Source organism: Streptomyces sp. NBRC 110611 (assembly GCF_001590865.1).
GTDB lineage: Bacteria > Actinomycetota > Actinomycetes > Streptomycetales > Streptomycetaceae > Streptomyces.
In genome coordinates, this window is record NZ_BBUY01000005.1 from 514,899 (window position 1) to 541,055 (window position 26,157).

Below are 26,157 nucleotides of genomic sequence, written 5' to 3' on the forward strand. Positions count from 1 at the left end.
CGGATGGCGATCGCGCGACCGCAGACACGCCAGTTCGAGTCGTTCACGACCAACATGGAATACGCGCGCCAGCTGATTACCGCAGGTCAGAGCCTGCATGGGCTTCAGCCGGGCGCACTGGACATCGGCGACCTCTACCGCGCGGCGTGGGTCCAGGCAGTCAGCGCCGTGGACCACTGGCTGCATGAGGAGCTCTTCCGGCGGGTGGCCGAGCTCGCCGCCGCTTCTGGTGCCCGACTGCCCGTACAGCTCCAGAAGTACCAGCTCCCGCTGTCCGTCATCGAAGAGGTACGGGCGGGGCAGGTCACGCTCACGGATGCCGTACTGGAGCGCGTAAGGAGTGAGTGGGCTACCAGGCCGCTGCACAACCCCAAGGAGATCGCCCGGGCGTACCGGCTGGTCACCGACGACAACCTGTGGAGCAAGGCCGCTGTTCAGCTCAACGAGTGGTTCCAGTACCGCACCCACTACGACGCCGACGCGCTCAAGGAGAAGTTCTCGGCAGTCGTGGCCCGCCGCAACAAGATCGCCCACGAGTCGGACCTGGAGGAGGGCCACCTGAAAAGGCGTCGTCCGATAACGGATGCCGACGCGTGCGACGCCGTGGACTGGATAGAGCGGATTACCCTCGCCATCGCCACTGTGCTGGACTGAGCCGGCACATCGCACCGCACCGAGGGGGGCTCTGAAAGCCATATGAAGGACCTTCAGGTACGTCATCTGAAGACGACGCTGACAGATCAGTTCAAGGGACTGATCGATATGACGGACCGCGCGGCCCAGGTGGCCGCGGACAAGGAGGGCACCTTCCTGACCCGGTCGCTCGCGGCGCTCGCGGTGCATGAGGTGACCGGCTGGGAGCGCAAGCAGGCAGCGGAGTGCGTCATCGACGGCTTCGACGACGAGGGCATCGACGCCATCGCCGTCGACACCGAGGCCCCGCACGTGTGGATCATCCAGTCGAAGTGGAGCGGCACCGGAAACGCCACGTTCGACCAGGATGCCTGGTTCGTTCTCGCCAGTGGCCTCAAGTACCTCGTCAAGGGGGAGTACCACCGGTTCAACAGCCGGCTCCAGGCGATGGCGGCCGACCTCGACAAGGCGCTCAACAACCCCAAGGTGCAGGTCACGGTCGTCTTCGCGCTGGCCGGCGGTCAGGGTCTGTCACCGAACATCCAGCAGCGCTGTGCCGACCTGAAGGCCGAGTACAACGAGGACCAGGAGTTCCTGCGGTTCGAGACGCTGCTGCTGGCCGACTTCACCCGGACGATCCGGGCCGGTATCGACGAACCCAACGTCGAACTCAGCGCCCGCATGTCCGACTTCCGTCCCCATGAAGGCCCCTTCATCGCCTACCACGGCACCGTCACCGCGGACCAGGTCGCCACCTGGTATGCCGGCCATCGGCATCGTCTCTTCAAGCGCAACATCCGGCACCCGCTCGGCCTGACCAAGATCAACGGGGAGATGGTCAACAGCGTCGTCCGCAACCCCGAGCTCTTCTGGTACCTCCACAACGGCATCACGGTGCTCTGCGACGAGCTTGAGATCGGCCCGCGCGGCGATCTCAAGCTCCAGGGGGCCAGCGTGGTCAACGGCGCGCAGACCGTTGCTTCGCTCCACGAGGCCCATGAGCGTTCCCCGGAGGCCCTGGCCAAAGCCCGTCTCAGTGTGCGGGTCATCCCGCTGAAGGAGACGCCCTACGGCTTCGCCGAACGGGTCACCATCGCCACCAACACCCAGAACAGCGTGGTGCAGCAGGATTTCAGGGCACTGGACAAGATCCAGAAGCGGCTGCGTTACGACTTCGACGTCACCTTGGGCAAGACCTACGTCATCAAGCGCGGTGAGGAGCCCCCGGAGCGCGCGGACGGATGCCACATGAACGAGGCCGCCGTGGCGCTGGCGTGTGCGCACAAGGACGCACGGATGTCCTTCCGCGCCAACGCCGAAAAGGGTCGTCGCCTGTGGGACAACGACACCTATCCGCAGATCTTCCGGACCCCGGACGCCCGCAGGGTCTGGCGGGCGGTCCAGCTGGTGCGCGAGGTGCGGAGGGCGCTCGGCGAGTCGCAGAACGAGCGGGAAGGGCGCGCCGCGCTGCTGGCGGAACAGGGGCCCCTGCTGATCGCACACCTCGTCTTCCAGAGTCAGCGCGACTGGCACTCACTCGACGACGCCGAATGGGAGCAGCTGCTCAAGCGAGGCCAGGAGATCACCGACGCCACGCTGCGCTGGGCCATGCATGCCGTCGACGACAAAATCGGCGCAAACAGCCAGATCAGCGCGATCTTCCGCTCCGATGTCCGCTATCAGACGGTGACCCAGGCGGCGCTGAGTGCGATGCTCGGCAGCCACTCCGCGCCCCCGCTGGCACCGGAATACCGCACTGCGGAACGTGAGTACCGGGCCCGCCAGACCAAGGCAGTCACCGTGATCCTTGAGGCGGGGGCGATCGAGGAGGGGACCGGACTGGAGTTCCGCCCGGTCACCGGCCCGGAACGGGCGGCGCTGAGCGACTGGGTCGTGGAGGAGGCCCGCCGAGGTCGCGCCACCTGGGTCAGGCATCCGAGCAAACCGCTCCTGTGGGCGTGGGACGGTCAGCAGTACGCGCCGAGCGCCCTGGTGCAGGAGATGTTCGCGCAGGCGCACAAGAAGGGGCCGAAGGCCGTGCAGGGCACCCGCCGCTGGTTCGTCCCCGAGGAAGGGTCACTGGTGGAAATCGCCGACCGGCTGCGCGTCGAGGCGGACTCCTGACGGAGGTATGGGCCCGGGGCACCGCCGCACGTGCAGGTGCCCCAGGCCCACAGGTGCCATGCGAGGGTCCAGCAGTCTCGGGTGTCGCTTCGCGGGCCCGGTTCACTTCCGGGCGGAGGACCGCAGCCCCAGTGGCCCGGCGATCTCCGCGGCCATGACCCTTCCGGCCTCCTCCGCGAGTCGCTCCTCGTCCCCGTCACCGTCGATGCCGGTGTCGGTGTCCAGGCCGTCGAGCGCGGCCAGCGGCTGGTCGAGGCGTACGTGGGCGACCAGCGACTGCAGCGCACGCAGGGCGGCGGACGCGGTCGGCCCCCAGTTGGAGAGGTAGGAGAACTGCCACCACCACAGGGCTTCGACGACCCGGCCCGCCCGGTAGTGCGCCAAGCCGTGGCGCAGGTCGGCGATGATGTTGGCCAGATCGTCGGAGATCCGGCAGGCGACCGGCTCGCTGCGCGGGACGTACGGGTCGAAGACCTCCGAGTAGACGTCCACGGGGTCGAGCAGGGCCGCGAAGCGCTCACGCAGCTCGTCGACGTCCGGCTCCGGGCCGGTGTCCGGCTCGTACCGCTCGTCGGGAACGATGTCCTCGTGGGCGCCCAGCCGGCCGCCGGCGAGCAGCAGCTGGGAGACCTCCAGCAGCAGGAAGGGCACCGCGCTGTCCGGCTCGTCGCCCTTGGCGACCTCCGTGACCGCGACGATGAAGCTCTCGATCGAGTCGGAGATCGACACGGCGAAATCGTCCGGGGCCTGTGTCGCGTTGTGCAGCGTGGCGTCAGACATCGAGAAGTCTCCTCCCTTCGAAGGCCCGCCCGAGCGTGACCTCGTCGGCATACTCCAGATCGCCTCCGACCGGCAGTCCGCTCGCCAGTCGTGTCACTCTCAGGCCCATGGGTTTGATCATGCGGGCCAGATACGTGGCCGTGGCCTCGCCCTCCAGATTCGGGTCGGTGGCCAGGATCAGCTCGGTGACGGTGCCGTCCGCGAGCCTGGCCAGCAGTTCCCGTATCCGCAGATCGTCGGGGCCGACGCCCTCGATCGGGCTGATCGCCCCACCGAGCACGTGGTAGCGACCGCGGAACTCGCGGGTCCGCTCGATCGCCACGACGTCCTTGGGCTCCTCCACGACACAGATGACCGCCGGATCACGCCGGGGGTCCAGGCAGACCCGGCACTGCTCCTCCTGCGCCACATTGCCGCAGACGGTGCAGAACCGGACCTTCGCCTTGACCTCCATCAGCGCGTTCGCGAGCCGGCGGACATCGGTCGGCTCGGCCTGAAGGATGTGGAAGGCGATCCGCTGCGCGCTCTTGGGACCGACGCCGGGCAGCCTGCCCAGCTCGTCGATCAGGTCCTGGACCACGCCTTCATACACGGAACGTCTTCTCTCTCTTCTGGCGTGCTGCGTACGCTAGTTGGCCACTCCTCAGAAGGGGAGACCGGGGATCCCGCCGCCGCCCAGGCCCTGGGCGAGCGGCCCGAGCTTCTGCTGCTGGAGCTGCTGGGCGCTGGCGTTGGCATCCCGGACCGCCGCCAGGACGAGGTCGGCGAGGGTCTCGGCGTTCTCCTCGGCGGATCCGGCCTCCGGGTCGACCGCCTTGGGGTCGATGACCAGAGCCTTCAGCTCACCGGCGCCGGTCACCGTCGCCTTGACCAGACCGCCGCCCGCGGAGCCCTCCACGGGCGTCTCCGCCAGCTCCTGCTGGGCGGCCGCGAGATCCTGCTGCATCTTCTGGGCCTGCTGGAGCAGCTGCTGCATATTGGGCTGACCACCGGGGATCACGACGGGACTCCTGCCGTACGACAACGATTGGTGCGGTAGCCCGAGCCTACGTGGTTCACGGCCCCCGCGCCCTACGCCATAGGGAGGAGCAGGGTGTACGCCTGCTGTACACCCGCCCGTACACCTACGCATCCCCGCCGCCCCTTACCACCGCGAACCGCGGCGCGCCAGCGGAACGGCTCAGCCGCTCTCACCCACCGGCTCCCCCCACTTACACGCTCCGGCTCCCCTCTCCACATTGCTCACTCATTCACACACGCTCACATTCACACACGCTCACTCGTTGTTGAACTCCTCCACGACCGTCGCGCCCAGCTCCCGGACGATCAGCTCATGACCGCTGAGCGCCGAGTCGACGAGGTCGGGGTCGTCCTCGGCCGGCATGTCGTACTCGATCGACACCGGCGGGGGCTCGGGCGTATACGAGGGCTCCGCCGCCGGAGCGCCCTGCGCGCCGCCGCCCGCGGACGCCGACGGCGCGACCGCTTCCCGCGCCATCCTCGCCCCCTGGCTGCCGCCGCCACCGGCTCCTCCGCCGCCCTGCCCGTACTGGCCGGACTGGCCGTACGCGTCGCCGGCCTGCGGTGGCCCGGCAGGCCCGCCCTGCTGCGCCGACGACTGCGGTGCGGACGGCTGGGGCGCGACGGGCGCCCCGCCACCGAAGCCACCCCCGCCGCCGAAGCCGCCACCGCCGCTGCGGGGAGCGCCCCCGGCCGGCGGGTTGGCGCCGCCCGACGGATCGACGATCGCCTCGACCCGCCACTGCACCTGGAACCGCTCCGCGAGCACGTCCTTGAGGACGTCCTCGCTCCCGCCGTTGGCGAAGCTGTCGCGGGCCCCGGCGTTGGGAAAGCCGATCTGCAGCGTCGTGCCGTCGAACCCGGAGACCTGGGCGTTCTGGCTCAGCAGGATCCAGGTGAAGCGCCGGCGGGCCTTCACCGCCTCCAGGATCTCCGGCCACATCTGCCGTACCTGAGCCGCGCCCTGCGCCGCCTCAGGGGCCACCGCCGCCTGCGGCTGCTGCGGTACGGGCGCGAGACCACCGGCCGCCGGTCCGCCCTGCCCCGACGGCTGTACGGGCGCGCCGCCCGCCGCCCCGGCGCCCGGTCCGGACGCGGGCGCCCCGCCCTGCTGCCGCTGACCGCCCTGTCCCGGCGCCACGGCCGTCGGCCAGCCGCCGGGCTGCCGGGCCGCGGCGCCGTTGCCTCCGCCGCCACCGGCGCCATTCCCCCGGCCGACACCACCGGGCCACGCCCCTGGCCGCGCACCCGCGCCCTCGTTCGCCGCAGCACCCGACGGAGCCGCAGCAGCGGGGGCCGAAGCAGCAGGGGCCGAAGCACCCGGAACGCCGGCACCCGGCGCTGAAGCCGCCGGAGCGGCGGGACCCGCGGCACCGGGCGCCGAAGCTGCCGGAGCCTCCGTCGCGCCCCGTACCGCGGCACGCGCGGCCGCCGGCCCGGACTGCCCCGCGGCGGGCATCGGCGGATGCGCCTCCGGCCCCGGCACGTACCCGGCCGCCGGTCCGCCGCCGGCCACCACGGGCGCCACACCAGCTCCCGCACCACCCGCGGCCCCGGCGCCCGGCCCGACACCGCCGACACCTCCGATGCCACCACCGGCACCACCAGCACCGCCCAGCAGCCCCGCGCCGGCGCCCCGCTCCAGCCGGTCGAGTCGCGCCTGCACCGACCGCTCGTCCCCGTACGCCGCGGGCAGCAGGACCCGCGCACAGATCAGCTCCAGCTGCAGCCGGGGCGAGGTCGCCCCCCGCATCTCCGTCAGGCCCTCGTTCACCACATCCGCAGCCCGGCTCAGCTCCGCCGCGCCGAACACGGCGGCCTGCGCGGCCATCCGCTCCACCACATCGGCGGGGGCGTCGATCAGCCCCTTCTCCGCCGCGTCCGGCACCGCGGCCAGGATCACCAGATCCCGCAGCCGCTCCAGCAGATCGGCCACGAACCGCCGCGGATCATTGCCCCCCTCGATGACCCGGTCGACGACCTCGAAGGCCGCCGCCCCGTCACCCGCGGCAAACGCCTCCACCACAGCGTCCAGCAGCGACCCGTCCGTATACCCCAGCAGCGCCGTGGCCATGGCATACGTCACACCGTCGTCGCCCGCCCCCGCGAGCAGCTGGTCCATCACCGACATCGAGTCCCGTACGGACCCGGCGCCGGCCCGCACCACCAGCGGAAGCACGCCCTCCTCGACCGGGATGTCCTCCCGCCCGCACACCTCCGCCAGGTAGTCCCGCAGCGTCCCCGGCGGCACCAACCGGAACGGATAGTGATGCGTCCGCGACCGGATCGTCCCGATGACCTTCTCGGGCTCCGTGGTCGCGAAGATGAACTTCAGATGCTCCGGCGGCTCCTCGACGACCTTCAGCAGGGCGTTGAAGCCCGCCGAGGTCACCATGTGCGCCTCATCGATGATGTAGATCTTGTACCGGCTGCTCGCCGGCCCGAAGAACGCCTTCTCCCGCAGCTCACGGGCGTCGTCCACACCACCGTGCGACGCCGCGTCGATCTCGATCACATCGATCGAACCGCGCCCGTTCCTGGCCAGATCCACACACGACTGGCACTTCCCACAGGGAGTGGGAGTGGGACCTTCCTCACAGTTCAGGCACCGCGCCAGGATCCGCGCACTGGTCGTCTTGCCGCAGCCGCGCGGGCCACTGAACAGATACGCATGATTGACCCGGTTGTTCCGCAACGCCTGCTGCAGCGGATCGGTCACGTGCTCTTGCCCGATGACCTCGGCGAAGGTCTCGGGGCGATAGCGGCGGTACAGCGCAAGGGACGACACGCATACGACGATATCGGCCCCCACTGACAACCGGCCCGCCCCACAGCTCCACGGGCCCGCGAAACCGCAAACACAAGCGCCCCTCACGCACCCGCCAGAGCCGACCTACCCTTGCTGCCTTCCGGCCCTGGGGGAGTTCAGTCAGATAGCGCCACGTGAGGGGCTGCGCACCACACTAGCGGATCCCCGGCCCAACCACCGAACCCCTCCCCGACTCCACCCCCACCCACGCCCCCTCCCGCACCCCCTCCCCCGGATCATGTTCGCGAGCACCCCCCAACGTCTTGTATTGTTTGCGGCGGAGGATTCGCCTAGTGGCCTAGGGCGCACGCTTGGAAAGCGTGTTGGGGGCAACCCCTCACGAGTTCGAATCTCGTATCCTCCGCACCGCCCATCAGGGCAAACGAAGGTCCCGACCGCTCAGCGGCCGGGACCTTCGTCGTTCCGTGGCTGCAGTTCTGGTTGCAGTCAGTCCGGCGCGGGCATGCCGTCGCGGGCATGCCGGCGCGGGCGGCGAGGAGCCCTTCTGTGACGCAAGGGGCGAGGTGGCGGGGTGGCGGGGCCGTCGCGCCGGGGAAGGTCGCCTACGCGAAGCCCGTGACGCGCGACTCGCTCGCCTGGCCGCGCGTGCGGCTACTGGAGAGGGCCGAAGGCGCTTCGGAGGTGCGTCTCTCGCTCAAGAAGTCTTCCTTCGCCACCCCTGTCTCGGGCCCCCTGTCCCGGGCCCGGCCCTGCAGGCTGGGGGCCTCTCGTATCTGGTCGCGTCCGTCGGCTTGTTGGAATGCCGAATGGCCGCAGCCGCTCGATGCCCTCCGGGCGGTCGGGCTGCCCGTCAGGCGGACAGCCCGACCCGAGTGCTGCGGAGGATCAGTCGCACAGCCGGTCCAGGAGCCACTCGCCGAGTTCCTGGGTGATGGCGGTGTGCGCCGTCGTGTCCGAGGAGCAGATGAACTCGTCGACCTCGCTCTCCTCCCCGGGCAGGCCGTCGATGTTCGCGTAGAGGTCTTTCTGCTGGTCGATGTCGCGGATCGCGACCGCGCTGACGGAGGGGACGAAGCAGACGTGCTCGTGCCGCAGATCGATCTTGGCGCCGACCTTCTTCAGCGCGTCGGCGAGGATGCCGTACGAGCGGAGGGTGCCACCGGGGGCGCCGTCCAGTTCGGAGAAGTCATTCGTCGTGATCGTTTTCTCCGCCGCGGGGAACCTCCGCTTCAGCTCGGCGGTGATGACGTCCTTGCCCTGGGCCTGGGTGGAGAAGGTCGTGCCCGGGTAGATCCGCTCGACCTTCAGCGCGGTACTGCCGGGCGGGATCTCCAGGCCCGCGCCGTCGCCGCGGCCGTTGGCGACCGCCAGCTTCAGCGGGTCGGACGGCCAGCCGCCGACCTGTGCCAGTTCCTGGAGGAACTGCGTGCGCTCGGGGGCGATCCCGATCTCCCCGGCCTCGGGGTCGTAGTGCCGCCAGAGCATCTGCCGGGCGGCCGGGCTGTTCATCTGACGGGCGAAGGGGTTGTTCGGGAAGGGGATGAAGTGCGCGAACGCCTGGAGGCCCACGGGCACGACAGCGCCGCGGTGCGGGCTGTCGTAGGAGAAGTACAGGCTGGTGCGGTGGCCGGCCCGCAGCCTCTCCATCTTGGCCAGGGCGTAGCGGGTGACCAGGCCGCCCATGCTGAAACCGCCCACGGTCAGCGGTGCGTCGCCCAGTTGCTGGGCGCAGGTCTGCGCGATGGCGGCCATCGCTGCCTGGGCGTTGTCCAGGATTGAGGCGGAGCGCTCGTGGTAACCGAGCAGGATGACGTCACGGCCCCGGCGGCGCAGCTCCGTCAGGAAGGGGAAGTCGCTGTCGAGCCCGGAGTACAGCCACTTCAGGTCGCTCTTGCCGAGGCTGAAGCCGTCGGCCATGATCAGCGGTCGGGTGATGTCCCGGTTGCCCTCGCCATAGAAGACGTGTGCGAAACCGTGCGGCAGTTCCCACTGCTCGTCCGGTTCCGGGACCGTATACGCCAGTGCAGCCGGCGGCTCGGCGCTTACGGGGGTGGTGAGCGTGAACTCCCCGACGCTCCGCTCAGCCTGTTCGTACTCTTGATCGGACAACGTCGTCTCCTTCCGTGCGCGCGCATGACACAGCAGCCCGCCCCGGAAGTGGACTGAGAGACTGCGAGCGGCGCGAAGACAGCACCATCGTCAGCGGTGCCGTCGCTGGTCAGCCCTGACACGCCCGGCCCTTCATCCGTACGAAGGGATTGGGAGCGAATGGCGAATATGTTCGGTACGTCCCCCGTTCAGACCACCCCAAGACGAGGACTTGGACGGCCTGTTGGGGGCAATCCCTCACGCGTTCGAATCTCGTATCCTCCGCCAGGCAAAAGGCCCGGATCGCGGAAACGGTCCGGGCCTTAAAGCTCCTAACGCAACGTGGGTTGCAGGCGGTGCCAGCAGATGAGTGAGCATGCAAGTCCGAGGAAGGCTTCGTGGATTTCGTTGCGGTTGCCACCCGTCAGGGTCACGGCCGACGGGGTGTCGGTGGCGTCGCAGACCACGTGCTGCCTGGAGCCCGGCCGTCCTCGGTCGACCGGGCTCCGGCCGGTTTTGGGCCGGCCCCCGGCGCCCTGACGTGGGAGCCGTCGATCACCGCCCCGGACAGGTCGAGCCGCCCCGCGGCCCGCAGCTCGGGCAGCAGCACCTCGTGCAGACGCTGCCAGACGCCTGCGTTGATCCAGACCCGCAGTCTGCAACTGGATCAGGTTGGCGCCGAGGAGCCACCCCTCCTGCTCCGCCCCGACCAGCACGGGTGGGCGAGGCTCCCCCGTGCTGACACAAAGGACATCTCCACCAGCCAGCCTGAACTTGACGAGCTCCTGGGCCTTCTCGCAGGAAACCTTCTCCTCCTCTCGGAGCAGGATCCGCACGCCCTCCAACTATCGGGGAAAGACCACGGGCACTTCCCCCGACGGCGACCGTTCTCCCTTGCCGAGACGGGTGCAGGAAGGGCCCGGCTGGATCTCACCCAGCTCGGCGAGACGTGCTTCCGCCCACCCCTGCGGCAACGGGGCGGTGACGCTCCGCGCGCACAAGAGCCGGTCCCAGGCGAGGCCAGCGGCGGCTGCGTCCACCGCGTGCACCAGGTCACCGAGGCGGGCGGCCTCCCCGTGGGTCTGGATCAATTCGTCGCGTGCGGGCGGCCCGTCCGGCCGGGATTCCGGTACGTGATCCATGGGACTCAAGGAATAAGCAGACTCGGCAAACGCCTCCCTCGGCACCATGGTCGTATGGGGAACCAATTCGCCGTCTGCGACCAAACCGGGCACCGCCCCGGACAGCCACGGTCGCACGACCTCCAGAACGGCACCAAGTCCGTCGCCGCCGACCGCGTTACGCCCGCCCCCTCCGGCCCCTAGCCGCCGGGCGTCCACCAAGAGCACTTGGGGACGCGGCATCTCCGCAGGCCGGCGTGATCCTCATCGTGGTCGAGGTTGAGACGGAACGACCCCTATGCAGCTTCGCCGCGATCCCCACGGCTCCCACAATGCTCCCGAGCAGACCTGCCGTGTGTTCCAGGCCCGTGCCCTTCTTCGTAGCGCCTTCCACGTCCTGCCAGCCGGCCGGGGCGGCCTCCCGGGCAAACGCTCCCCTCGCATCTCAACTCGCCTACGACACGCGCAGGGGTTATCAGATAGCTAGGCCTTGTCGCACCTGCGTCACAGCATGCAGACACGGCAATCCAGGAAGATCAAAGGAAGAAAAGAGCGGACACTTTCAGACAAGATGCGTCGCATTCCGATCATATCGCTACGGGTTCGGTTCACTTCTGCAACGCTGCATAACAAACGACGGAACGCAGCGAGTTCAGCCGCACGCTCCGTGGGAACGAGGAGGATCGGGTTCCATACCATGCGCACTGAGACGATGATGGTCACGCCGGACATCTGCATCGACTGGATGAAGAACAGGGTCTGTAACCGCGTCCCGTTACGCGGTTACAACGTCGAGAAGTTCCGGGAGATCCTGCGGACTGGACAATTCCGCACGACCCATCAAGGCTTCGCCCTGGACCTGCACGGTTGCCTGATCGATGGCCAGCACAGAGCACAGGCCATCATCGACACGGGAATCTCCGTGACCGCGCAGGTCACCTACGGCCTCGACCCGGATGCCTTCGCCGCCATCGACGGGGGCCGTGTGCGCACCGCGGGCGACTACGTGGCCCAGGCGTCCGGCATGGCACAGAACAACGCCAACTACTATGGCGCAGCGCTGAAGATCCTGCGCAATCGAGCCGCAGGCCTGCACTGGACCCGTTGGTCCACAGGAAAGCTCACGGCTGACGAGATTCCCGCCCTCATGACGTCCTGGCCCATCTCGGAACACTGGATCACATACATGCTCATGAAGGGGCGTCAGTGCCATGCCAGCGGCACGGGACTCCTCATCAGCCACCAGATCATCCTGGAGAAGTGGCCCGAGCACGTTGCCGAACTCTTCTTCAGGAACATCGGTGACGCGAGTCGCGAGTACCTCGGCAAGGACCCCAGGGCCGTATACACGAACACCATGCTCAACGTGAACAAGGGCGTCGTCAGCAGAGACAGCGTCCAGCAGTCGGGGCAGGCGATCAAGGCCTTCAACGCGCTCATCACAGGCGAGACCATCGGCACCCTGAAGAAGATGAAGATGGGCGGTATCAAGGTCGTACGCAACCGCCAGACCGGCGAGGAGATGGAGCAGGAGTACCTCGCCGATCGCTATCCCGATGTGGTCGACGTACAACCCCCCAGTGATAACTGGCTGCACATCACGAAAGACTAGGGCGCCCTTGCAGAACGTCCCCTGACTGCCCAGTTCCGGATGCAGAACCGTGCGCCGGCAAACAGCCAGGGGGCCGGGGGGATTACTCGGGGGTTTCTGTCCAGGTGACCGGTAGTTCGTGGACGCCGTAGATGTTCATGTCGGCTCTGAGTTTCACCTCGTTGGCGGGGATGGCGAGTTTGAGGGTCGGGAAGCGGCGCAGCAGTCCGTCGAAGCCGGCGCGCATCTCGATGCGGGCCAGTTGCTGGCCGAGGCATTGGTGGATGCCGTGGCCGAAGGACAGGTGGCCGCGGGCCTTGCGGTGGATGTCCAGGGTGTCGGGGTTGTCGAAGCGCTGGGGGTCGTGGTTGGCGGCCAGCAGGGAGACAACGACGGTCGACCCCTTGCCGATTGTTTCGCCGCCGAGCTCGATGTCCTCCGTTGCGTAGCGGTAGAAGATGTCGGCAACGGAGAGGAAGCGCAGGAGTTCCTCGACGGCGTTGGGGAGCAATGACGGGTCGGCGCGTAGTTCGGCCAGTTGCTCGGGGTTCTCCAGGAGCGCGAAGGTGCCCAGGGCCAGCATGTTGGCGGTGGTCTCGTGGCCCGCGAGCAGCAGCAGGAAGGCGGCGCCGGTCAGTTCCTCGATAGTGAGGTCGTCATGGCGGGCCAGGTCGGAGAGTATGTCGTCGCCGGGTTCGGCGCGTTTGTGTGCGACCAGTTCGGAAAGGTACGTGGTCATCGCGCCGTATGCGGCCATCTTCTCCTCGAGCGTCACATCCTTTTGCAGGAATGTGGCGGAGTTGCCCTGGAAGTTCTCCCGGTCCGTATAGGGGACACCGAGCAGTTCGCAGATCACCAGCGAGGGCACCGGCAGCGCGAACTCCTTGACCAGGTCGACGGGCGGGGTAAGGCACACCAGCTCGTCCAGTTGCCGCGCGACGATGTCGACGATGTGGTCTTCGAGCATTTTCATGCGTTTGACGGTGAAGGCGCCGGTGAGTTTGCGCCGCATCCGGGTGTGGTCCGGCGGGTCCATGCTGATGAACAGGCCCGGCATCTGCGGGGACGGTTCGGTAGCGGCGGGCATGCCGGGGGTCTCGTACGGCACATGGATGACGCCGATGTCCTGGCGGGAGCTGAACCGGGTGTCGGCCATGAGCTGGCGGACCGCGTCATAGCCGGTGACCAGCCAGCCCTCGTGACCGTCCGGGAAGACCAGGGGACTGACAGGGCCTGCGGCACGCAGCCGGGTGAGGTGGCGGGGCGGGGCGAAGGGGCCGGCATCGCGCTCCATGGGAAGGCCGCGCGGGGTGGGAACCGTCTGACTTGTCTGGATCTGGCTCGTCTGACTCATCTGGCTCATCGGAGTTCCTTTGGTGGTTGGTGCGGCGGCAGTCGTCGGCGGGCCTCACGCATGGCTGAGACGGCTCGGACACCGACCACGTCGGAGACATGGCCGGCTGGGCCCGAGCCGTCCGGTCGACGACATTGCGGACCGACTGGCCCACGGCATCGGGCCGCTTGAAGTGGAGTTGGCTATGAGCGGCCCATCAAGCGGCGTCGAGGGCTTCGGTGATCTTGCGGGCCATCTCGGCCATAGGGGGGGCTGGACTTGCCGTTCAGGCCCTTGCCCTGGGGGTGCTTGGCGAGCACGTGCCCGACCAGGCCGGTCGCGGAGCCCAGGGCGATGGCACCGTCGGTGGCAACCCTGTGGGGCTTCCCAGCGGCGTCAGTGGCGGACATCAGAGTGACGGCGCCGCGCGCGGCGATCCGCAGGGTGAACTTGTCCTGTTCGGTGAGGGTGACGGACATGGTGATGCGCTCCTTGGGCGAAACGGATGGGCGGCGAAACGGAAGGACGGCGAAACGGAATGGTGGCGAGGGCGGGCCTGTCGGGATGCCGGCTCGGTCTCAGTCGTCGAGTACCTGGTAGAGCATGGTCCAGAAGTCGTGGATGAGCCGCCGCGAATCCGGAGTGGACATTCCGACCTGGGTGAGCAGGATGCCGCTGAGCTGTTCGTCCGGGTCGGCGTATGCGGTGGTGCCGGTTCCGCCGTCCCAGCCGAACTGGCCGATGGACGCGTAGTCGCCGCGGCAGGTGCGCACCGCCATCCCGAGACCCCAGCCGCCTTGCTGCGCCTGGCCGAACGACAGATGGACCTTGTCACGGGCCAGAGCCTCTCGGGCGGCTCGCTGCTCGGGCGTGAGGCGGTTGGTGGTCATCAGCTGGACGGCGGGCCGGGACAGGATCCGTTCGGACCCGTGCATCCCGTGATTCAGCAGCATCCGGAAGTACGCGTGATAGTCGTCGACGGTCGAGACCAGCCCACCGCCGGCGCCCTGGAACGCCGGAGGCCGGCTGTACCTTCCACCTGCCGCCTCGTCCCACACGACGAACTCTCCGGTCTGCGGATCGGGCACGTAGCTGGGCGGCAGACGGTCGATCTTGCCGGCGGGTACGTGGAAGCCGGTGTCGACCATCCTCAGCGGGTCGAGGATGCGTTCGCGCAGAAACGTATCGAACGGCTGGCCCGTGACCCTCGCGACGAGCACGCCGAGCAGGTCGGAGCCGATCTGATACCCCCACTCCGCTCCGGGCTGGTGCATCAGCGGAAGCGTGCCAAGACGGCGCATCCACTCGTCCGGCTCAGGGGGCGGCGCTCCATGGCCGGTGAGCTCCAGCTCCTGGATTGCCTCCTGGATCGGGGCGTCCGGCGTTGTCAGATCCATTGCGAGCCCGAACGTGCACGTCAGCACGTCCCGTACGCTGATCGGCCGCCGCGCCGGCACGGTGTCGTCCAGCGGACCGTCGGTCCGCTTCAGCACTCGCCGGTCGGCGAGTTCGGGGAGCCACGGCTCCACCGAATCGTCCAGCCGCAGCCGGCACGCGTCGAGAAGGACCATCGCCGCCGAGACCGTGACCGGCTTGGACGTCGAGGCCATCCCTGTTGCGGATAAGCCGCGGTTGCTTTTCCCCATCATGAATCTCCTCGGGTGCAGCCCGTCCGTGTTCAGGGATCTCTGAACAGTCACGAAGCTACATTGCGTTCACTATTTCGTCAACGCGAGATGAGGGTCCAGTTGCTCTTGTTGCCGGGGTTCCCAAGCCTACTATTGCAATGGGCGTGGCTCTGAATGCAATGATGACTAGAGGGGGCATTGCAATGGTATCTGGGTGAATGCATACTGTGCAGCGGAGTGCGCAGGCGCCGAGCGCCGTGCAGGTCGACAGACGGGAGACGAAAACCGATGCCCGGAGGCAGGCTCACCAGCGAGGACCGTCAGCAGATCGCTGCGGGGCTGGCCGAGGGGCTCGGATATACGGAGATCGGACGGCGCCTGGGGCGGCCCGCCTCGACCGTCATGCGAGAGGTCACCCGAAACGGGGGGCCCGACCGCTACGTGGCGGATCGAGCGCACGAGGCCACATGGCACCGAGCCCGCCGGCGCAAGCAGGCTCAGCCTCCGGCGCCGCCGGTTCCCGACAGCGGCCATGGGCGTGACCCGCAGGCGGTCCAGGACTTCACGGAGTCCTGGACCGCTCTCCTCGTTCAGCAGGGGCTGCCCCGTATGGTGGCCAGGGTGCTGGCCTGCCTGTGCATCACCGATTCCGGCACTCTCACCGCCGCTGATCTGGTCCAGCAGCTTCGCGTCAGCCCCGCCTCCGTCTCGCACGCCGTCACCTTCCTCGAACAGCAGGGGCTGGTGAGGCGGGAACGAACTCCCGGCATGCGCCGCGAAAGCTATGTCGTCGACGATGAGGTCTGGCTCCGGTCCCTCCTCGCAGCCCTGCAGATGAACGACGCCCTGGCCGCCACTTCACGGCGCGGAGCCGAGATTCTCGGGGCCGCGACCCCGGCGGGCGCCCGCTTCGCGTCCTCCGCCGAATTCCTTCTTCTCGTGAGCGAGTCCCTCCAGAACGCCATGGAGCAGTGGCGGCAGAGCCGGTCCGTTGCGCCGACGGGTTCTGCGCAAGCGGACCGGTGAAGTCCCGGCCTTCGCCTGCCAAGGACCGGCCAAAGGACCGGTCAGGGCCCAAGCTCGGGGACCTGGGCCCTGCCTCATCCGATGCCTTGGCGGCTCGGCGGGATTGGGCTACTTCCGGCAGAACTCCGCCTGGAGGACATCGGGGAAGACGCCGATGTGGGCGGGGATCCAGTCGGCGTTGATGTTCTGGGCGAGCATGTGCCGGCCGTCGCGCGTGCCCATCGTGTACGACCACGAGCCCCAGGTGGCGCCGCCGTTGCCCCAGACCGTCCGGCCGCACGGCAGCTTCTGTGAGAGGACGCCGAGGCCGTATCCGGTCACGCCCGGTATGTAGTCCTTGGACGGGACGGTGGTGAACATCTCCCGCTGCTGGGCGGGCGGGAGGAGCCGGCCGCCCAGCAGTGCACTGAAGAACCGGTTCATGTCCTCGGCCGAGGAGACCATCCCGCCGGCCGCCCAGGAGGTGGACTGGTCCATGTCGGCCACGTCGTAGACCTTGGCGTCGGGGACGGTGTCCCGATGCAGCTTCGAGTAGTGGCGCGGGTGCGGTCCGGGGATCACCGTGCCGCGGTCCGGCAGATACGTCCTGGTCAGGCCGAGCGGGCGGGTGATCCGCCGGGAGATCTCGTCGGCGAGCGGCCGGCCGGTGATCCGCTCGACGATCATTCCGGCGAGGTAGTAGTTGGTGTTGGAGTAGCCCCAGCTCGTGCCCGGTGCGAACGCGGGCCGATGGGTCATGGCCAGCTTGACGAGCTGCTCGGGACGGTAGTGGTCGTTGCGGTGCTCGAACCACGCGGGGCCGGTCTACTTCCTGTTCAACGCCGGGTCCATGGCGTAGTTGTAGATCCCGCTGGTGTGATTGAGCAGCCGCCGAACGCTGATCTTGCTTCCGTCGTGGCCATGGCCGTGGACCACGCCGGGCAGCCACTTCTCCACCGTGTCGTCGAGGCTCAGCTTGTGCTCGGCCACGAGCTGCAGAACCACGGTGGCCGTGAACGTCTTGGCGGAGCTCCCTATGCGGTACTGCTCCTGTGGCTTGCGCTGACGGCCGGTGTCGGTGTCGGCCACGCCCGCCGTGCCGAACCACGACCGCCGGCCGTCGCGGACCTCGGCGACGATGCCGGGGCTACCGCCCTCGCTCACCGCCCGGTTGAGTGCGCGCTGGACTTCGGCATGGGGGGGGGCTCGGCCACCGCCGTAGGGGCCGCGGAGACCTCGGGGGCCGTTAAGGCGCTGCCCGCCACCGCTGCGGCGGCGAGGAGCGGGACGAGCACAAAGCCCAGGGTGCGCTTGGGGAGGCGCATGCGCACCGCGTGTCTACTCATGGGGAATCCTCCCTTCAGGGCTGCTGGTGGGCTGCTGCTGATGATGTGTCGTGTGATGTGTCGTGTGGTCGATGGCGGTGATGGCCGCGGCGGGGCAGAGGCCGGCCGCCAGCTGGGCCGCGGCATGGCGGGCGGGCGGTGGAGCGGCGTCGAGGAGGACCACCCCGCCGTCCTCGTCGCTCTGGTCGAACACCTCGGGGGCGGTCAGTGCGCACATCCCGGCACCGACGCAGCGTTCCCGGTCAACGGTGAGGGTGAGAGTGCGGGCCACGGGCTATTCCTTGTCCCAGGTGACGGGGAGGCTCTGCACCCCGTAGATGTCCGAGTTGGCGCGCAGCGGTACGTCCTCGGGCGGGACGGCCAGTCGCAGTGTCGGGAAGCGGGTGAGCAGCGCCGGGAAGGCGACGCTCATCTCGACGCGGGCCAGCTGCTGGCCCAGGCACTGGTGGGCGCCATGACCGAAGCTCAGGTGCCCGGCGGCCTTGCGGTGCAGGTCGAGGCGGTCGGGGTCGGGGTACTTCGCCGGATCGCGGTTGGCGGCCTGGAACGAGACGACCACCGTCTCACCGGCCCTGATCAGCTGACCGTCGATCTCGACGTCCTCCAGCGCGGACCGCACCCCGGGATCAGCGACGGTCAGATAGCGCAACAGCTCCTCGACGGCCTGACCGGCCAGCCCCGGATCGCCGCGCAGAGCGGCGAGTTGGTCCGGATTGCTCAACAGCGCGAAAGTGCCGAGTCCGAGCATATTGGCGGTGGTGTCGAGACCGGCGGCCAGCAACAGCGCGCCGATACCAGCCAGCCACTCATCGCTGAGATCGCTGCTGGTCAGGTCACTGAGCAGGTCATCGGTGGGCTCGGCGCGCTTGGCCAGCACCAGCTTGTGCAGATACTCCAGCAGCGCACCGGTGGCGGCGGCGCTGTCCTCCTGGCCGGCCGTCTGGTCGAACATCGTCGCCACATGACGCTGGAAGAACGCACGGTCGCCATAAGGCACTCCGAGCAGTTCACAGATCATCAGCGCGGGGACGGGCTGGGCGAGCACCTCCACCAGGTCCACCGGACCACCACGACGCTCCATGTCATCGAGACACTCGGCCGTGATCTGCTCGACGCGCTCGGCGAGTTGACGCATCCGGCGGACAGTGAACTTCCCGGCGAGCAGCTTCCGATAGCGGGTGTGCTCGGGCGCGTCCAGACCGAGGATGTCACCGGCCGGCGCCGCAGGAAGCTCACCGACGTCCGCAAGCGGATAGTGCATCAGCTCATAGCGCGCACTGAAACGGGGATCAGCCATGATCCCACGGCACACGGAGTGCCCCGTGGCCAGCCAACCGATATGCCCGTCGGGGAAGTGCAATCGCCGCAGCGGGCGCTCCGCGCGCAACCGCGCAAATTCCGCGGGCGGGTCGAAGGGGCACCCCGAGTGACGGCCGGTCGGCAACGACACCGGCACTAGCTCTGGCTCTGGCTGCGTTACTGACTGCGGCTCGGGCTGCGGCTCTGCGTCGGGGGCGGAGTGTGTCGGTGGTCCGGTGCGCATGGTCCCCTCCGGGAGATTGTCGGCGTACGGCGCGAGGCCGTAACGCCATCATGGCACCGCGATGGCGTCATGACAAGCCATTGTGACACCATTAAGAGTCCTGCGGCGCCATGGTGGCGCCACAGGGGCGGGAAGGAGGGGAGAGGCGAGGGAGGAGAGAGAGGAGGGGAGGGCAAGGTTGTTAAGGGGCTTCGCTCTTGACGGAGAGCGGCGGGTCGCTGTCGTAGGCGCGGCCCGGTGCGTCGTAGGTGCGGCCCGGCGCGTCGTACGCGTGGCCGGGAGCCTGGGCCAGGAACAGCTGGGCGTACAGGCCGTGTTGGGTGAGGAGTTGGCGGTGGGTGCCCGATTCGACGAGGCGCCCCCCGTCGAGGACGAGGATGAGGTCGGCGTCCGTGGCGAGGTCGAGGTCGTGGGTGATGACGATGGTGGTGCGGCCCTCGGCGAGCCGGCGCAGGGGGGTGAGGATGCGCTGGGTGGCCAGGATGTCGAGGCCGGTGGTGGGCTCGTCGAGGACGAGTACGGGGGCGTCGCGCAGCATGGCGCGGGCGATGGCGATGCGCTGCAGCTGACCTCCGGAGAGGCGGGCGGTACCGGGAGCGATGACGGTCCGGTAGCCGTCCGGGAGGGCGGAGATGAAGCCGTGGGCGTCGGCGGCCTCGGCGGCGCGGACGACCTCCTGGTGGGTGGCGCGGGGGTGGGCGCGGCCGGAGGCGATGTTCTCCTCGACGGTGTCGTGCAGGACGAGCGTCTCCTGGGGCAGCAGGGTGATGTTGCGGCGGAGCTGGGCGAGCGGGAGATGGTTCACGGGGATGCCGTCCAGGCGGATGCTGCCGGAGTCGGGGTCGTAGAAGCGGAGCAGCAGCGCGGCGAGGGTGGACTTGCCGGCGCCGCTCGGGCCCGTGATGACGAGGAGTTGGCCGGGGACCGCGGTGAAGGAGAGGTCGTCGAGGACGAGGGCGTCGGGCGGGCTGCCGGGGTAGTGGAACGTGACGTGGTGGGCCTCCAGCTCACCTGTGGCACGGTGACGGCGCGGCAGGGCGAGGAGGGAGACGGCGGACGGGGACGGGTCGTGCACCGCGGGCCGGGCGTCGAGGACCTCCAGCAGCCGTTCGGCGCCGGCGGTCGCCTCGGTGGCGGTCAGCCCGAGCTGGCCCAGTGAGCGGATCGGCGGGTAGAGGTAGCCGATGAACGCGGCGAAGGCGAGCAGCTGGCCGAGGGTCATCCGTCCCGCGGCGATCTCCCATGCCCCGAGGCCGATGATGGCCAGTACGCAGAGGGTTTCCAGGAGCTCGACGACCTGCACGTACAGCACGTTGAGGCGGGCGCTGGTCACCGATGCCCGGAACCAGGTGCGCGCCTGCCGGTCGAGCCGCTGCTCCTCGTCGTGCTGCCGGTTGTAGGCCTGCGTCAGGACGACGTTGACCAGGCCCTCCTCGACGACCGAGGTGATGGCGCCGTCCGCGGCGCGCTCGCGACGGGAGAGCTCTTTCACGCGGCCGGTGAAGCGGTGGGTGGCGAACCAGAAGACGGGGGCCAGGGCGAAGGTGGCCAGCGCCAGGTCCCAGCGCAGCCAGAGGGCGGCGCCCGCGTAGAGGATGATGCCGAACAGGGCGGTGGCCAGTTGGACGAGACCGCTGACCACCAGCTCCTCGATGGCGTCGATGTCTCCCGTCATCCGCTCCAGCAGGTCACCGCGGCGGTTGCGCTGGAAGAAGTGCGGCGGCAGCGTCTGGAGATGGCCGAAGGTCCGGGCGCGCAGGCGCATGACGAAGCGCTCGGCGGTCCACGCGGCGAGCGAGTTGCCGAGGTAGCCGACGACGGCACCGAGGACGGCGACGCTCAGCCACAGTCCGGCCGGTTGCCAGAAGGCGCTGACCGATCCCTTCTGCAGGGCGTTGTCGGTGAGTTGGGCGAAGAGGAGGATGGCCACTGTCTCGGTGAGCGCGGCCGTGATGGCGGCCAGGCACACCAGGGCGATCCAGCGCCGGTCGCCACGCGTCAGCGGCCAGAAGCGGCGGAGCGCCTCCCGGATGCCGACGCGTCTGGTGCGGATCGTGGCGTCCGTCAGATGCGCCAGATCCGTCCGGTCCGTCATGGAGTCCCACAGGCCGATGCGGCCAACAGGCGGTACTCCGTCGGCTTGTTGGGGCGCGCCCGTGACCTGTTCAGGAGCGCGGTGTGAGCTGCGCAGGTGCATGGTCGCGGGCCATATCGTCGGCGCCGCAGCAGGATCGGAGAGCCGGCTCGGTGAGTCGGCTCTCCGCGAGCTGGCCCGGTGAGTCAGCTCGATGAGCCGGCCTGGTGAGCCGGCCCGGCACGCCGGCTCGGTGAATCGGCTTGGTGAATCGGTCCTGCTGGGCTGATGAGGGAGTCGGGCTGCGGGGCCCCGGAGCGCATCGGCCCGGGACCCCGACCCACGAGGGAGACCCGCGCGGAACGCGGGTCAACCTCGACTCAGAGCATTCAGAGCTTTGGGTCAGTCTCAGTCACAGACGCCTTACTTGCGCCCGTGGCCGCCTTTGCTGCGACCGTACCCGCGGCCGTATCCACCGTGGCCGTTCCTGCGACCACGCCGCCGTCCACGACGACCGTAGTCGTGGTCGTCACGGTCCCAGTCGTCACAGCCGTTCTTGCGGTTGAAGACTTTCCGGAAGCTCATACCTGCCTCCTTGATCGTTCCTTAGCTGGCGAGCCGCTCCGGATCGGTATGAGCCGCCGTCTCCGGCTTCGTCAGCGCCTCAACTCCCAAGCTACGTCGACCACCTGCCCACCAACAAGGAAATATGGGTGAAAATTCAGACAAAATTGCAAATTCTCCCCTCGCCCTCGCAGGGTGCCGACGCGTAACGCTCCGCATCCAGACGCCATGCCGGGCCGGCCGCCTCGACGCACCCGGCCCACCAGGCATCTTTCACCCTCCGTAGCCGGTACGGGACTTGACGGTCCGATGTGCGTCCGCGCCCATATGAGCACGACGACGCGGGGGCGGCACGTGGGCGCGGCGACGCAGCGCAGGGGAACGGCGGCGACGGGACCGGTGCGTGGCACGTACACGCATGAGTGCGGCGGCGACGGTGGTGGCGACGAGCAGGGCGACGGCCAGCCAGAAGGCGTTACGGGCGCCGTGCAGCGCGGCGATGGCCGGCACCGACGCGCTGGCGGTGGCGGGGGCGGGGGCATGCAGAAAGACCGTGCCGTGCAGGAAGACCGTGCCCAGCACGGCGGTGCCGAGTGTGCCGCCGAGTTGCTGGGCGGCATTGAGCAGACCGGCCGCCGAACCGGTCTCGTATGGGCGGACGCGGCGCAGCGCGGTAGTGAAGAACGGGACGGCGAACAGCCCCTGACCCACCCCGCAGGCCGCCAGCGCGACGAGCAGCGGCCACGGGTACGACGTGGCCGGACCGGCCGCATGGGCTGCGTAGACCGCATGCACCGCATGGACCGGGTGGGCCGCATGGACCGCATGCACCTCGTAGCCCTCGTAGACCGCGATTGCGGCCAGGACGCCGGTCAGCAGTACGGCGAGCCCGGCGAACATCACCCGTGAGCCGTGGCGGGGCACCAGCCGGGCACCGGCGATCCAGGAAGCGAGCGCCATACCGCCCGACCACGGCAGCAGGGTGAGGCCGGCGGACCGGACATCCGCATGCAGCCCGAGTTGCAGCTGAAGGACGACCACCAGCATCAGGCCATTGACCACCGCGAAGAACAGCAGCGATGCGACCAGCGCGGCCGGGAATCCCCGGTCCCGGAAGAGGCCCGGCTCCACCAGCGCACTGCGCCCCCGGGCGCCGCGGCGCCGCTGATGTGCTCCGAACCCGGCCAGGACGGCGAGGCCCGCGGCCAGGCATATCCAGGCCCGGAGCGGCCCCGCGTCCAGTACCCCGGGAGCCGGTCCCCCGGAGGCCGGTGCCCCGGAGGCCTGCGCCCCCGGGATCAGGTCGCCCTCGATGAGGGGGTGGACGACCAGTCCCGTGCCGAGCACCGCCAGCACTGTGCCGGTGAGGTCGAGGCGCGGCCGCCGGTCGGAGCGGTCCTCCGGCAGCAGGTGGGCCGTGGCGAGCACGCCGGCTCCGAGCGGGATGTTGACGACGAACACCGCCCGCCAGGAGAAGCCGAACAGGTCGGCGTGCGTCAGGACGCCGGCGAGTACCGGCCCGCAGACCGCGGCCAGGCCCATGACGGGGCCGATGCCGCCCATCGCCCTGGCCAGTTCGTCACCGTCGAACATGCGCCGGATCAGGCCGATGGTCTGCGGGATGACGAGCGCGGCCGCGGCTCCCTGGACGGCCCGCGCGGCGATCAGCACGGCGGGCGAGCCGGCCAGCGCACAGGCCAGTGAGGCCAGCACGAAACCGGCGACGCCGATCCGGAACACCCGGCGCCGCCCGGCGATGTCGCCGAGCCGGCCCCCGGTGATCAGCAGGACGGCGAACGGGAGCGTGTAGGCGGCGCTGAACCACTGGATGCCGGAGGCGGGCCCGCCGAGATCGGCATGGATGGCGGGTGCGGCGACCGTCATGATCGTCGCATCGAGCAGATTCATCGCCTCGGCGGTCAGCAGCGCCACCAGCGCGGCCCAGCGGTGCGGGTGGAGGTGAATGCCGGGGTGAGGGTACGGGTGGGGGTGAGGGTGAGGGTGAGATGAGGTAAGTGGCGTAGAGGGCGCAGGTGGCGTGGAGGGCACGGTTTCTCCCCTTCGGTGGATTCCGGGAGAGCGTGCAGAGGCCTGCGCCAGTCGTTCCATTCAGAGCAGCCGGACCATCGGAATTTTCCCTTCAGGCTCATCTGCTGAAGAATTTCTCCATGGTCAGGAGAGCTCCGTCCACACTGGACGACGTCGACCGCGGGCTGATCCACGCGCTGCACATCGACGGGCGGGCGCCGCTCAGCCGGATCGCCGAGGTGCTCGGCGTCTCGCCCCAGACCGTGGCCCGCCGGTACCAGAGGCTGTACGCCGAGGCCGGGCTCCGCGTCGTCGGACTCGTCGAACCGCATCATGCCGGACAGGCGCAGTGGCTGGTCCGGCTCACCGCCGCCCCGCACAGCGCCCAGGACCTCGCGCAGGCGCTGGCCCGGCGGACGGACACGTCCTGGGTGAAGCTCGCCTCCGGCGGCACCGAAATCATCGCGGTGGTCCACGCCCCGGCGGCCGGCACCGGCCGTCACCCACTGCTGCTGCACGACATCCCCCGCACCGCCGGTATCACCGCAGTGTCCGCCCACTATCTGCTCCATACGTACCTGGGCGGCCCCACCGCCTGGCGCGGCCGCGCCAGCATCCTCGACGAGCAGCAGCGACGTCGCCTGACGCCCCGCCATAGGGCGGGACACGACGACGAACAACTCGCCGGAATTGCCGATCTCGCCGCCGAGTTCGGCACTTCCGGCGAGTTGTCCGATGTCGACGAAAGGCTGATGACCGCCCTTCAGCGGGACGGCCGAGCCAGCCACACCGAACTGGCCGCAGCCACCGGCTGGTCAGCCGCCACCGTCGCCCGCCGCCTCACCGCCCTGCAGGCCGGCGGCGCGCTCTTCTTCGACCTCGAATTCGACGACGCGCTCTACGGCGCCACGACCCAGGCCCTGCTCTGGCTGACCGTGGCCCCCACCCACCTCGAACGCGTCGCCACCTCCCTGGCCCGGCACGACGAGCTCGCCTTCGTCGCCGCGACGACCGGCCGTACGAACGTGGTGGCACATGCCCTGTGCCCCGATCCGGCGGCACTGCACCACTACCTCACCCGGCGTCTCGGCAGCCACGATGCCATCCACGCCCTGGAGACCGCGCCGGTGCTGCGCACGGTCAAGGGCGCCGGCCTGCTCCCCCGTCGCCGGCTCGGCCGGCGCCGCTAGCAGGCTCATACAGAACGGCTGACCAACTGCCGCGGCTGCCGGCACTCACCTCGTGCACGACGTGCAGACGTGCAGACGTGCAGGACGAGCAGACGTGCAGGAACGAGCGGGAACGAGCGGGACGAATCACCTTGCCTTGCGCGCGAGAGGCGCGGACTCCTGTCCCCACTCCCCTCCCATTCCGGCGTTCATGTCGAAGCCGTCGTTCTTGTCGAAGTCGTCGTGTTGGTTGTGGTCGCCGAACTCATGGGGTTTGTCGGGATGGGGCTCGTGGGGCTTCTCGATGTGGTCGGGATGGGGCGGGTGAGGCGTTTCGATGTGGTCGGGATGGGGTGCGTGAGGCGTTTCGATGGGGTCGAGATGGGGTGGGTGGGGCGGCTCGGGCGTGTCGACGTGGCAGTGATGATGGCACTTGTGGTGGTGATGATGGTGATGGTGCTTGTGGTGATGGTGATGGTGGTGGTCATCGTCGCCACCCGGCAGGCGCTTCTGCTGCGGAGTGACAAACGGGGACAGGGGGGCCGGCAGCATGCCGAACGGCGCCGGGGAGCGGGTCACCATCGGGGAGCTGGAGGCCGCCGGCGAACTGGACGCCGCCGGGGAACCGGACGCAGCCGGGGAGCGCGCCGGGTCGGGGTACGGACGGTCGGAGCGAGCCGGGGAGCGCGACGGGGCCGGGGAGCGGGAGGGAGCCGCCGTTGGATTTACGGCGGGGCCCGCGGTGCTGGACGGGTCCGGGCGGTCCGGCGCATCGCGGCGGTCGGGGGGTTCACGGCGGTCGGGAGGTTCACGGCGGTCGGGAGGTTCGCGACGGTTGACGGGATCGCGGCGGTCCGACGGAGCCGAGGAGTGGTCATCCGAAGGAGCGGGAGAGTCGGACGGGTAGTCGTCGGGCCCGGGCTCCGGGGGTTCCGGGGCGCTGTCCGGGTCGAGCTGCAGACTCCCGTACGTCTTGAACCGGGCCGCGTCACCCGAGCGCACGACGGCCATCGCCTTCCCCGTGCAGTTACGGGAGGGCCACAGGATCAGGTCGAGCGGGGTGTCGTTGATCACCTGCCCGCCCCCGGCTCCGAGCCCGTAGCAGTGGTCGTCGCCGGGGTCGAGGATCTTGTACTCCTTGTTATGCGGCCGCATGTGGAAGGTGATGGTGCCGGTCGTGGCCTGGGCTCCACTGAAGGGTACGAACGCAGCGAGCGCCGTCCCCGTGACGGCCGCGGTGCCCAGGAAGAGGGTCATGTGTCGCATGGCCCGACAGTTCCCTATGACATATCGGACTATTCACATGGAATGGGATATTCACCCGCGTCCACAGCGCCTTC

Annotated in this window: 20 protein-coding genes, 1 tRNA gene, 1 other RNA gene and 2 pseudogenes; 7 read left to right on the plus strand and 17 right to left on the minus strand. The window is 69.1% G+C overall.

The window, feature by feature from the left end; all coding sequences use genetic code 11:
- The first annotated feature begins 3 nt into the window (after positions 1-3).
- Both AZE13_RS15450 and AZE13_RS15455 read left to right on the plus strand, forming a co-directional pair.
- Complete coding sequence (locus AZE13_RS15450) at positions 4-654, plus strand: hypothetical protein (protein WP_066931311.1); 651 nt, start codon at positions 4-6, stop codon at positions 652-654.
- 42 nt (positions 655-696) lie between these two features.
- Positions 697-2,757 carry an AIPR family protein gene (locus AZE13_RS15455; protein ID WP_066931313.1) on the plus strand — a complete coding sequence of 687 codons (2,061 nt, stop codon included), beginning with the start codon at positions 697-699 and terminating at the stop codon, positions 2,755-2,757.
- Between the two features lie 102 nt (positions 2,758-2,859).
- On the opposite strand, the gene AZE13_RS15460 is transcribed toward AZE13_RS15455, so the two are convergent.
- From AZE13_RS15460 to ffs, 5 genes are all read right to left on the minus strand, one after another.
- Positions 2,860-3,537: a DUF5063 domain-containing protein gene (locus AZE13_RS15460; protein WP_066931315.1), complete on the minus strand. Its 678-nt coding sequence runs from the start codon at positions 3,535-3,537 to the stop codon at positions 2,860-2,862.
- Entirely contained in the window at positions 3,530-4,129 is a 600-nt protein-coding gene (gene recR, locus AZE13_RS15465) for a recombination mediator RecR (RefSeq protein WP_066931316.1), read from the minus strand. The genes AZE13_RS15460 and recR overlap by 8 nt, the downstream gene beginning before the upstream one ends.
- Positions 4,130-4,180: 51 nt before the next feature.
- Positions 4,181-4,537, minus strand: coding sequence for a YbaB/EbfC family nucleoid-associated protein (locus tag AZE13_RS15470; RefSeq protein WP_079124012.1), 357 nt, complete (start codon positions 4,535-4,537; stop codon positions 4,181-4,183).
- A gap of 276 nt (positions 4,538-4,813) precedes the next feature.
- The gene (locus AZE13_RS15475) at positions 4,814-7,345 is read right to left on the minus strand and encodes a DNA polymerase III subunit gamma and tau (RefSeq protein ID WP_066931473.1); all 2,532 of its coding nucleotides are present in this window, start codon (positions 7,343-7,345) and stop codon (positions 4,814-4,816) included.
- Between the two features lie 69 nt (positions 7,346-7,414).
- Positions 7,415-7,513: signal recognition particle sRNA small type (gene ffs, locus AZE13_RS15480), an RNA gene on the minus strand.
- Positions 7,514-7,645: 132 nt separating this feature from the next.
- Here ffs and AZE13_RS15485 point away from each other — a divergent pair.
- Positions 7,646-7,730 (plus strand) — tRNA-Ser (locus AZE13_RS15485).
- 482 nt (positions 7,731-8,212) lie between these two features.
- On the opposite strand, the gene AZE13_RS15490 is transcribed toward AZE13_RS15485, so the two are convergent.
- The 3 genes and pseudogenes from AZE13_RS15490 to AZE13_RS36345 all read right to left on the minus strand — a co-directional run bounded on the left by AZE13_RS15490 (position 8,213) and on the right by AZE13_RS36345 (position 10,557).
- Positions 8,213-9,436, minus strand: coding sequence for a hypothetical protein (locus tag AZE13_RS15490; RefSeq protein WP_066931320.1), 1,224 nt, complete (start codon positions 9,434-9,436; stop codon positions 8,213-8,215).
- A 380-nt stretch (positions 9,437-9,816) separates the two neighbouring features.
- Positions 9,817-10,073: pseudogene (locus AZE13_RS38100) on the minus strand (IS5/IS1182 family transposase); the annotation flags it as partial.
- A 187-nt stretch (positions 10,074-10,260) separates the two neighbouring features.
- Positions 10,261-10,557: a hypothetical protein gene (locus tag AZE13_RS36345; protein ID WP_147264668.1), complete on the minus strand. Its 297-nt coding sequence runs from the start codon at positions 10,555-10,557 to the stop codon at positions 10,261-10,263.
- 54 nt (positions 10,558-10,611) lie between these two features.
- Here AZE13_RS36345 and AZE13_RS38105 point away from each other — a divergent pair, with 54 nt between their 5' ends.
- Both AZE13_RS38105 and AZE13_RS15500 read left to right on the plus strand, forming a co-directional pair.
- Complete coding sequence (locus AZE13_RS38105) at positions 10,612-10,740, plus strand: hypothetical protein (RefSeq protein WP_258527806.1); 129 nt, start codon at positions 10,612-10,614, stop codon at positions 10,738-10,740.
- A 493-nt stretch (positions 10,741-11,233) separates the two neighbouring features.
- Positions 11,234-12,148 carry a hypothetical protein gene (locus tag AZE13_RS15500; protein WP_066931324.1) on the plus strand — a complete coding sequence of 305 codons (915 nt, stop codon included), beginning with the start codon at positions 11,234-11,236 and terminating at the stop codon, positions 12,146-12,148.
- An 82-nt stretch (positions 12,149-12,230) separates the two neighbouring features.
- Here the strand turns inward: AZE13_RS15500 and AZE13_RS15505 are convergent, their stop codons facing one another.
- From AZE13_RS15505 to AZE13_RS15515, 3 genes are all read right to left on the minus strand, one after another.
- On the minus strand, positions 12,231-13,481 hold the full coding sequence (locus AZE13_RS15505) for a cytochrome P450 (RefSeq protein ID WP_066931475.1): 1,251 nt from the start codon (positions 13,479-13,481) through the stop codon (positions 12,231-12,233).
- A 182-nt stretch (positions 13,482-13,663) separates the two neighbouring features.
- A complete protein-coding gene (locus tag AZE13_RS15510) occupies positions 13,664-13,939 on the minus strand; it encodes a hypothetical protein (protein ID WP_258527807.1) in 276 nt (91 codons plus the stop codon).
- A 99-nt stretch (positions 13,940-14,038) separates the two neighbouring features.
- The gene (locus tag AZE13_RS15515) at positions 14,039-15,070 is read right to left on the minus strand and encodes a serine hydrolase domain-containing protein (protein ID WP_258527808.1); all 1,032 of its coding nucleotides are present in this window, start codon (positions 15,068-15,070) and stop codon (positions 14,039-14,041) included.
- Positions 15,071-15,376: 306 nt separating this feature from the next.
- Between AZE13_RS15515 and AZE13_RS15520 the strand changes: the two genes are divergently transcribed.
- Positions 15,377-16,114: a GbsR/MarR family transcriptional regulator gene (locus tag AZE13_RS15520; RefSeq protein ID WP_066931326.1), complete on the plus strand. Its 738-nt coding sequence runs from the start codon at positions 15,377-15,379 to the stop codon at positions 16,112-16,114.
- Positions 16,115-16,222: 108 nt separating this feature from the next.
- On the opposite strand, the pseudogene AZE13_RS15525 reads toward AZE13_RS15520, so the two are convergent.
- The 5 genes and pseudogenes from AZE13_RS15525 to AZE13_RS15545 all read right to left on the minus strand — a co-directional run bounded on the left by AZE13_RS15525 (position 16,223) and on the right by AZE13_RS15545 (position 23,552).
- A pseudogene (locus AZE13_RS15525) lies at positions 16,223-17,257 on the minus strand (serine hydrolase domain-containing protein).
- A 174-nt stretch (positions 17,258-17,431) separates the two neighbouring features.
- Complete coding sequence (locus AZE13_RS15530) at positions 17,432-17,710, minus strand: ferredoxin (RefSeq protein WP_258527809.1); 279 nt, start codon at positions 17,708-17,710, stop codon at positions 17,432-17,434.
- 3 nt (positions 17,711-17,713) lie between these two features.
- Entirely contained in the window at positions 17,714-18,982 is a 1,269-nt protein-coding gene (locus tag AZE13_RS15535; protein ID WP_079124014.1) for a cytochrome P450, read from the minus strand.
- A gap of 181 nt (positions 18,983-19,163) precedes the next feature.
- Complete coding sequence (locus AZE13_RS15540; RefSeq protein WP_107288348.1) at positions 19,164-21,077, minus strand: ABC transporter ATP-binding protein; 1,914 nt, start codon at positions 21,075-21,077, stop codon at positions 19,164-19,166.
- A gap of 816 nt (positions 21,078-21,893) precedes the next feature.
- Entirely contained in the window at positions 21,894-23,552 is a 1,659-nt protein-coding gene (locus AZE13_RS15545) for an MFS transporter (RefSeq protein WP_066931330.1), read from the minus strand.
- Positions 23,553-23,788: 236 nt separating this feature from the next.
- On the opposite strand from AZE13_RS15545, the gene AZE13_RS15550 reads away from it, so the two are divergent.
- Entirely contained in the window at positions 23,789-24,838 is a 1,050-nt protein-coding gene (locus AZE13_RS15550) for an Lrp/AsnC family transcriptional regulator (protein ID WP_066931332.1), read from the plus strand.
- A gap of 126 nt (positions 24,839-24,964) precedes the next feature.
- On the opposite strand, the gene AZE13_RS15555 is transcribed toward AZE13_RS15550, so the two are convergent.
- Complete coding sequence (locus AZE13_RS15555) at positions 24,965-26,083, minus strand: hypothetical protein (RefSeq protein ID WP_147264669.1); 1,119 nt, start codon at positions 26,081-26,083, stop codon at positions 24,965-24,967.
- Between the last annotated feature and the right edge of the window lie 74 nt (positions 26,084-26,157).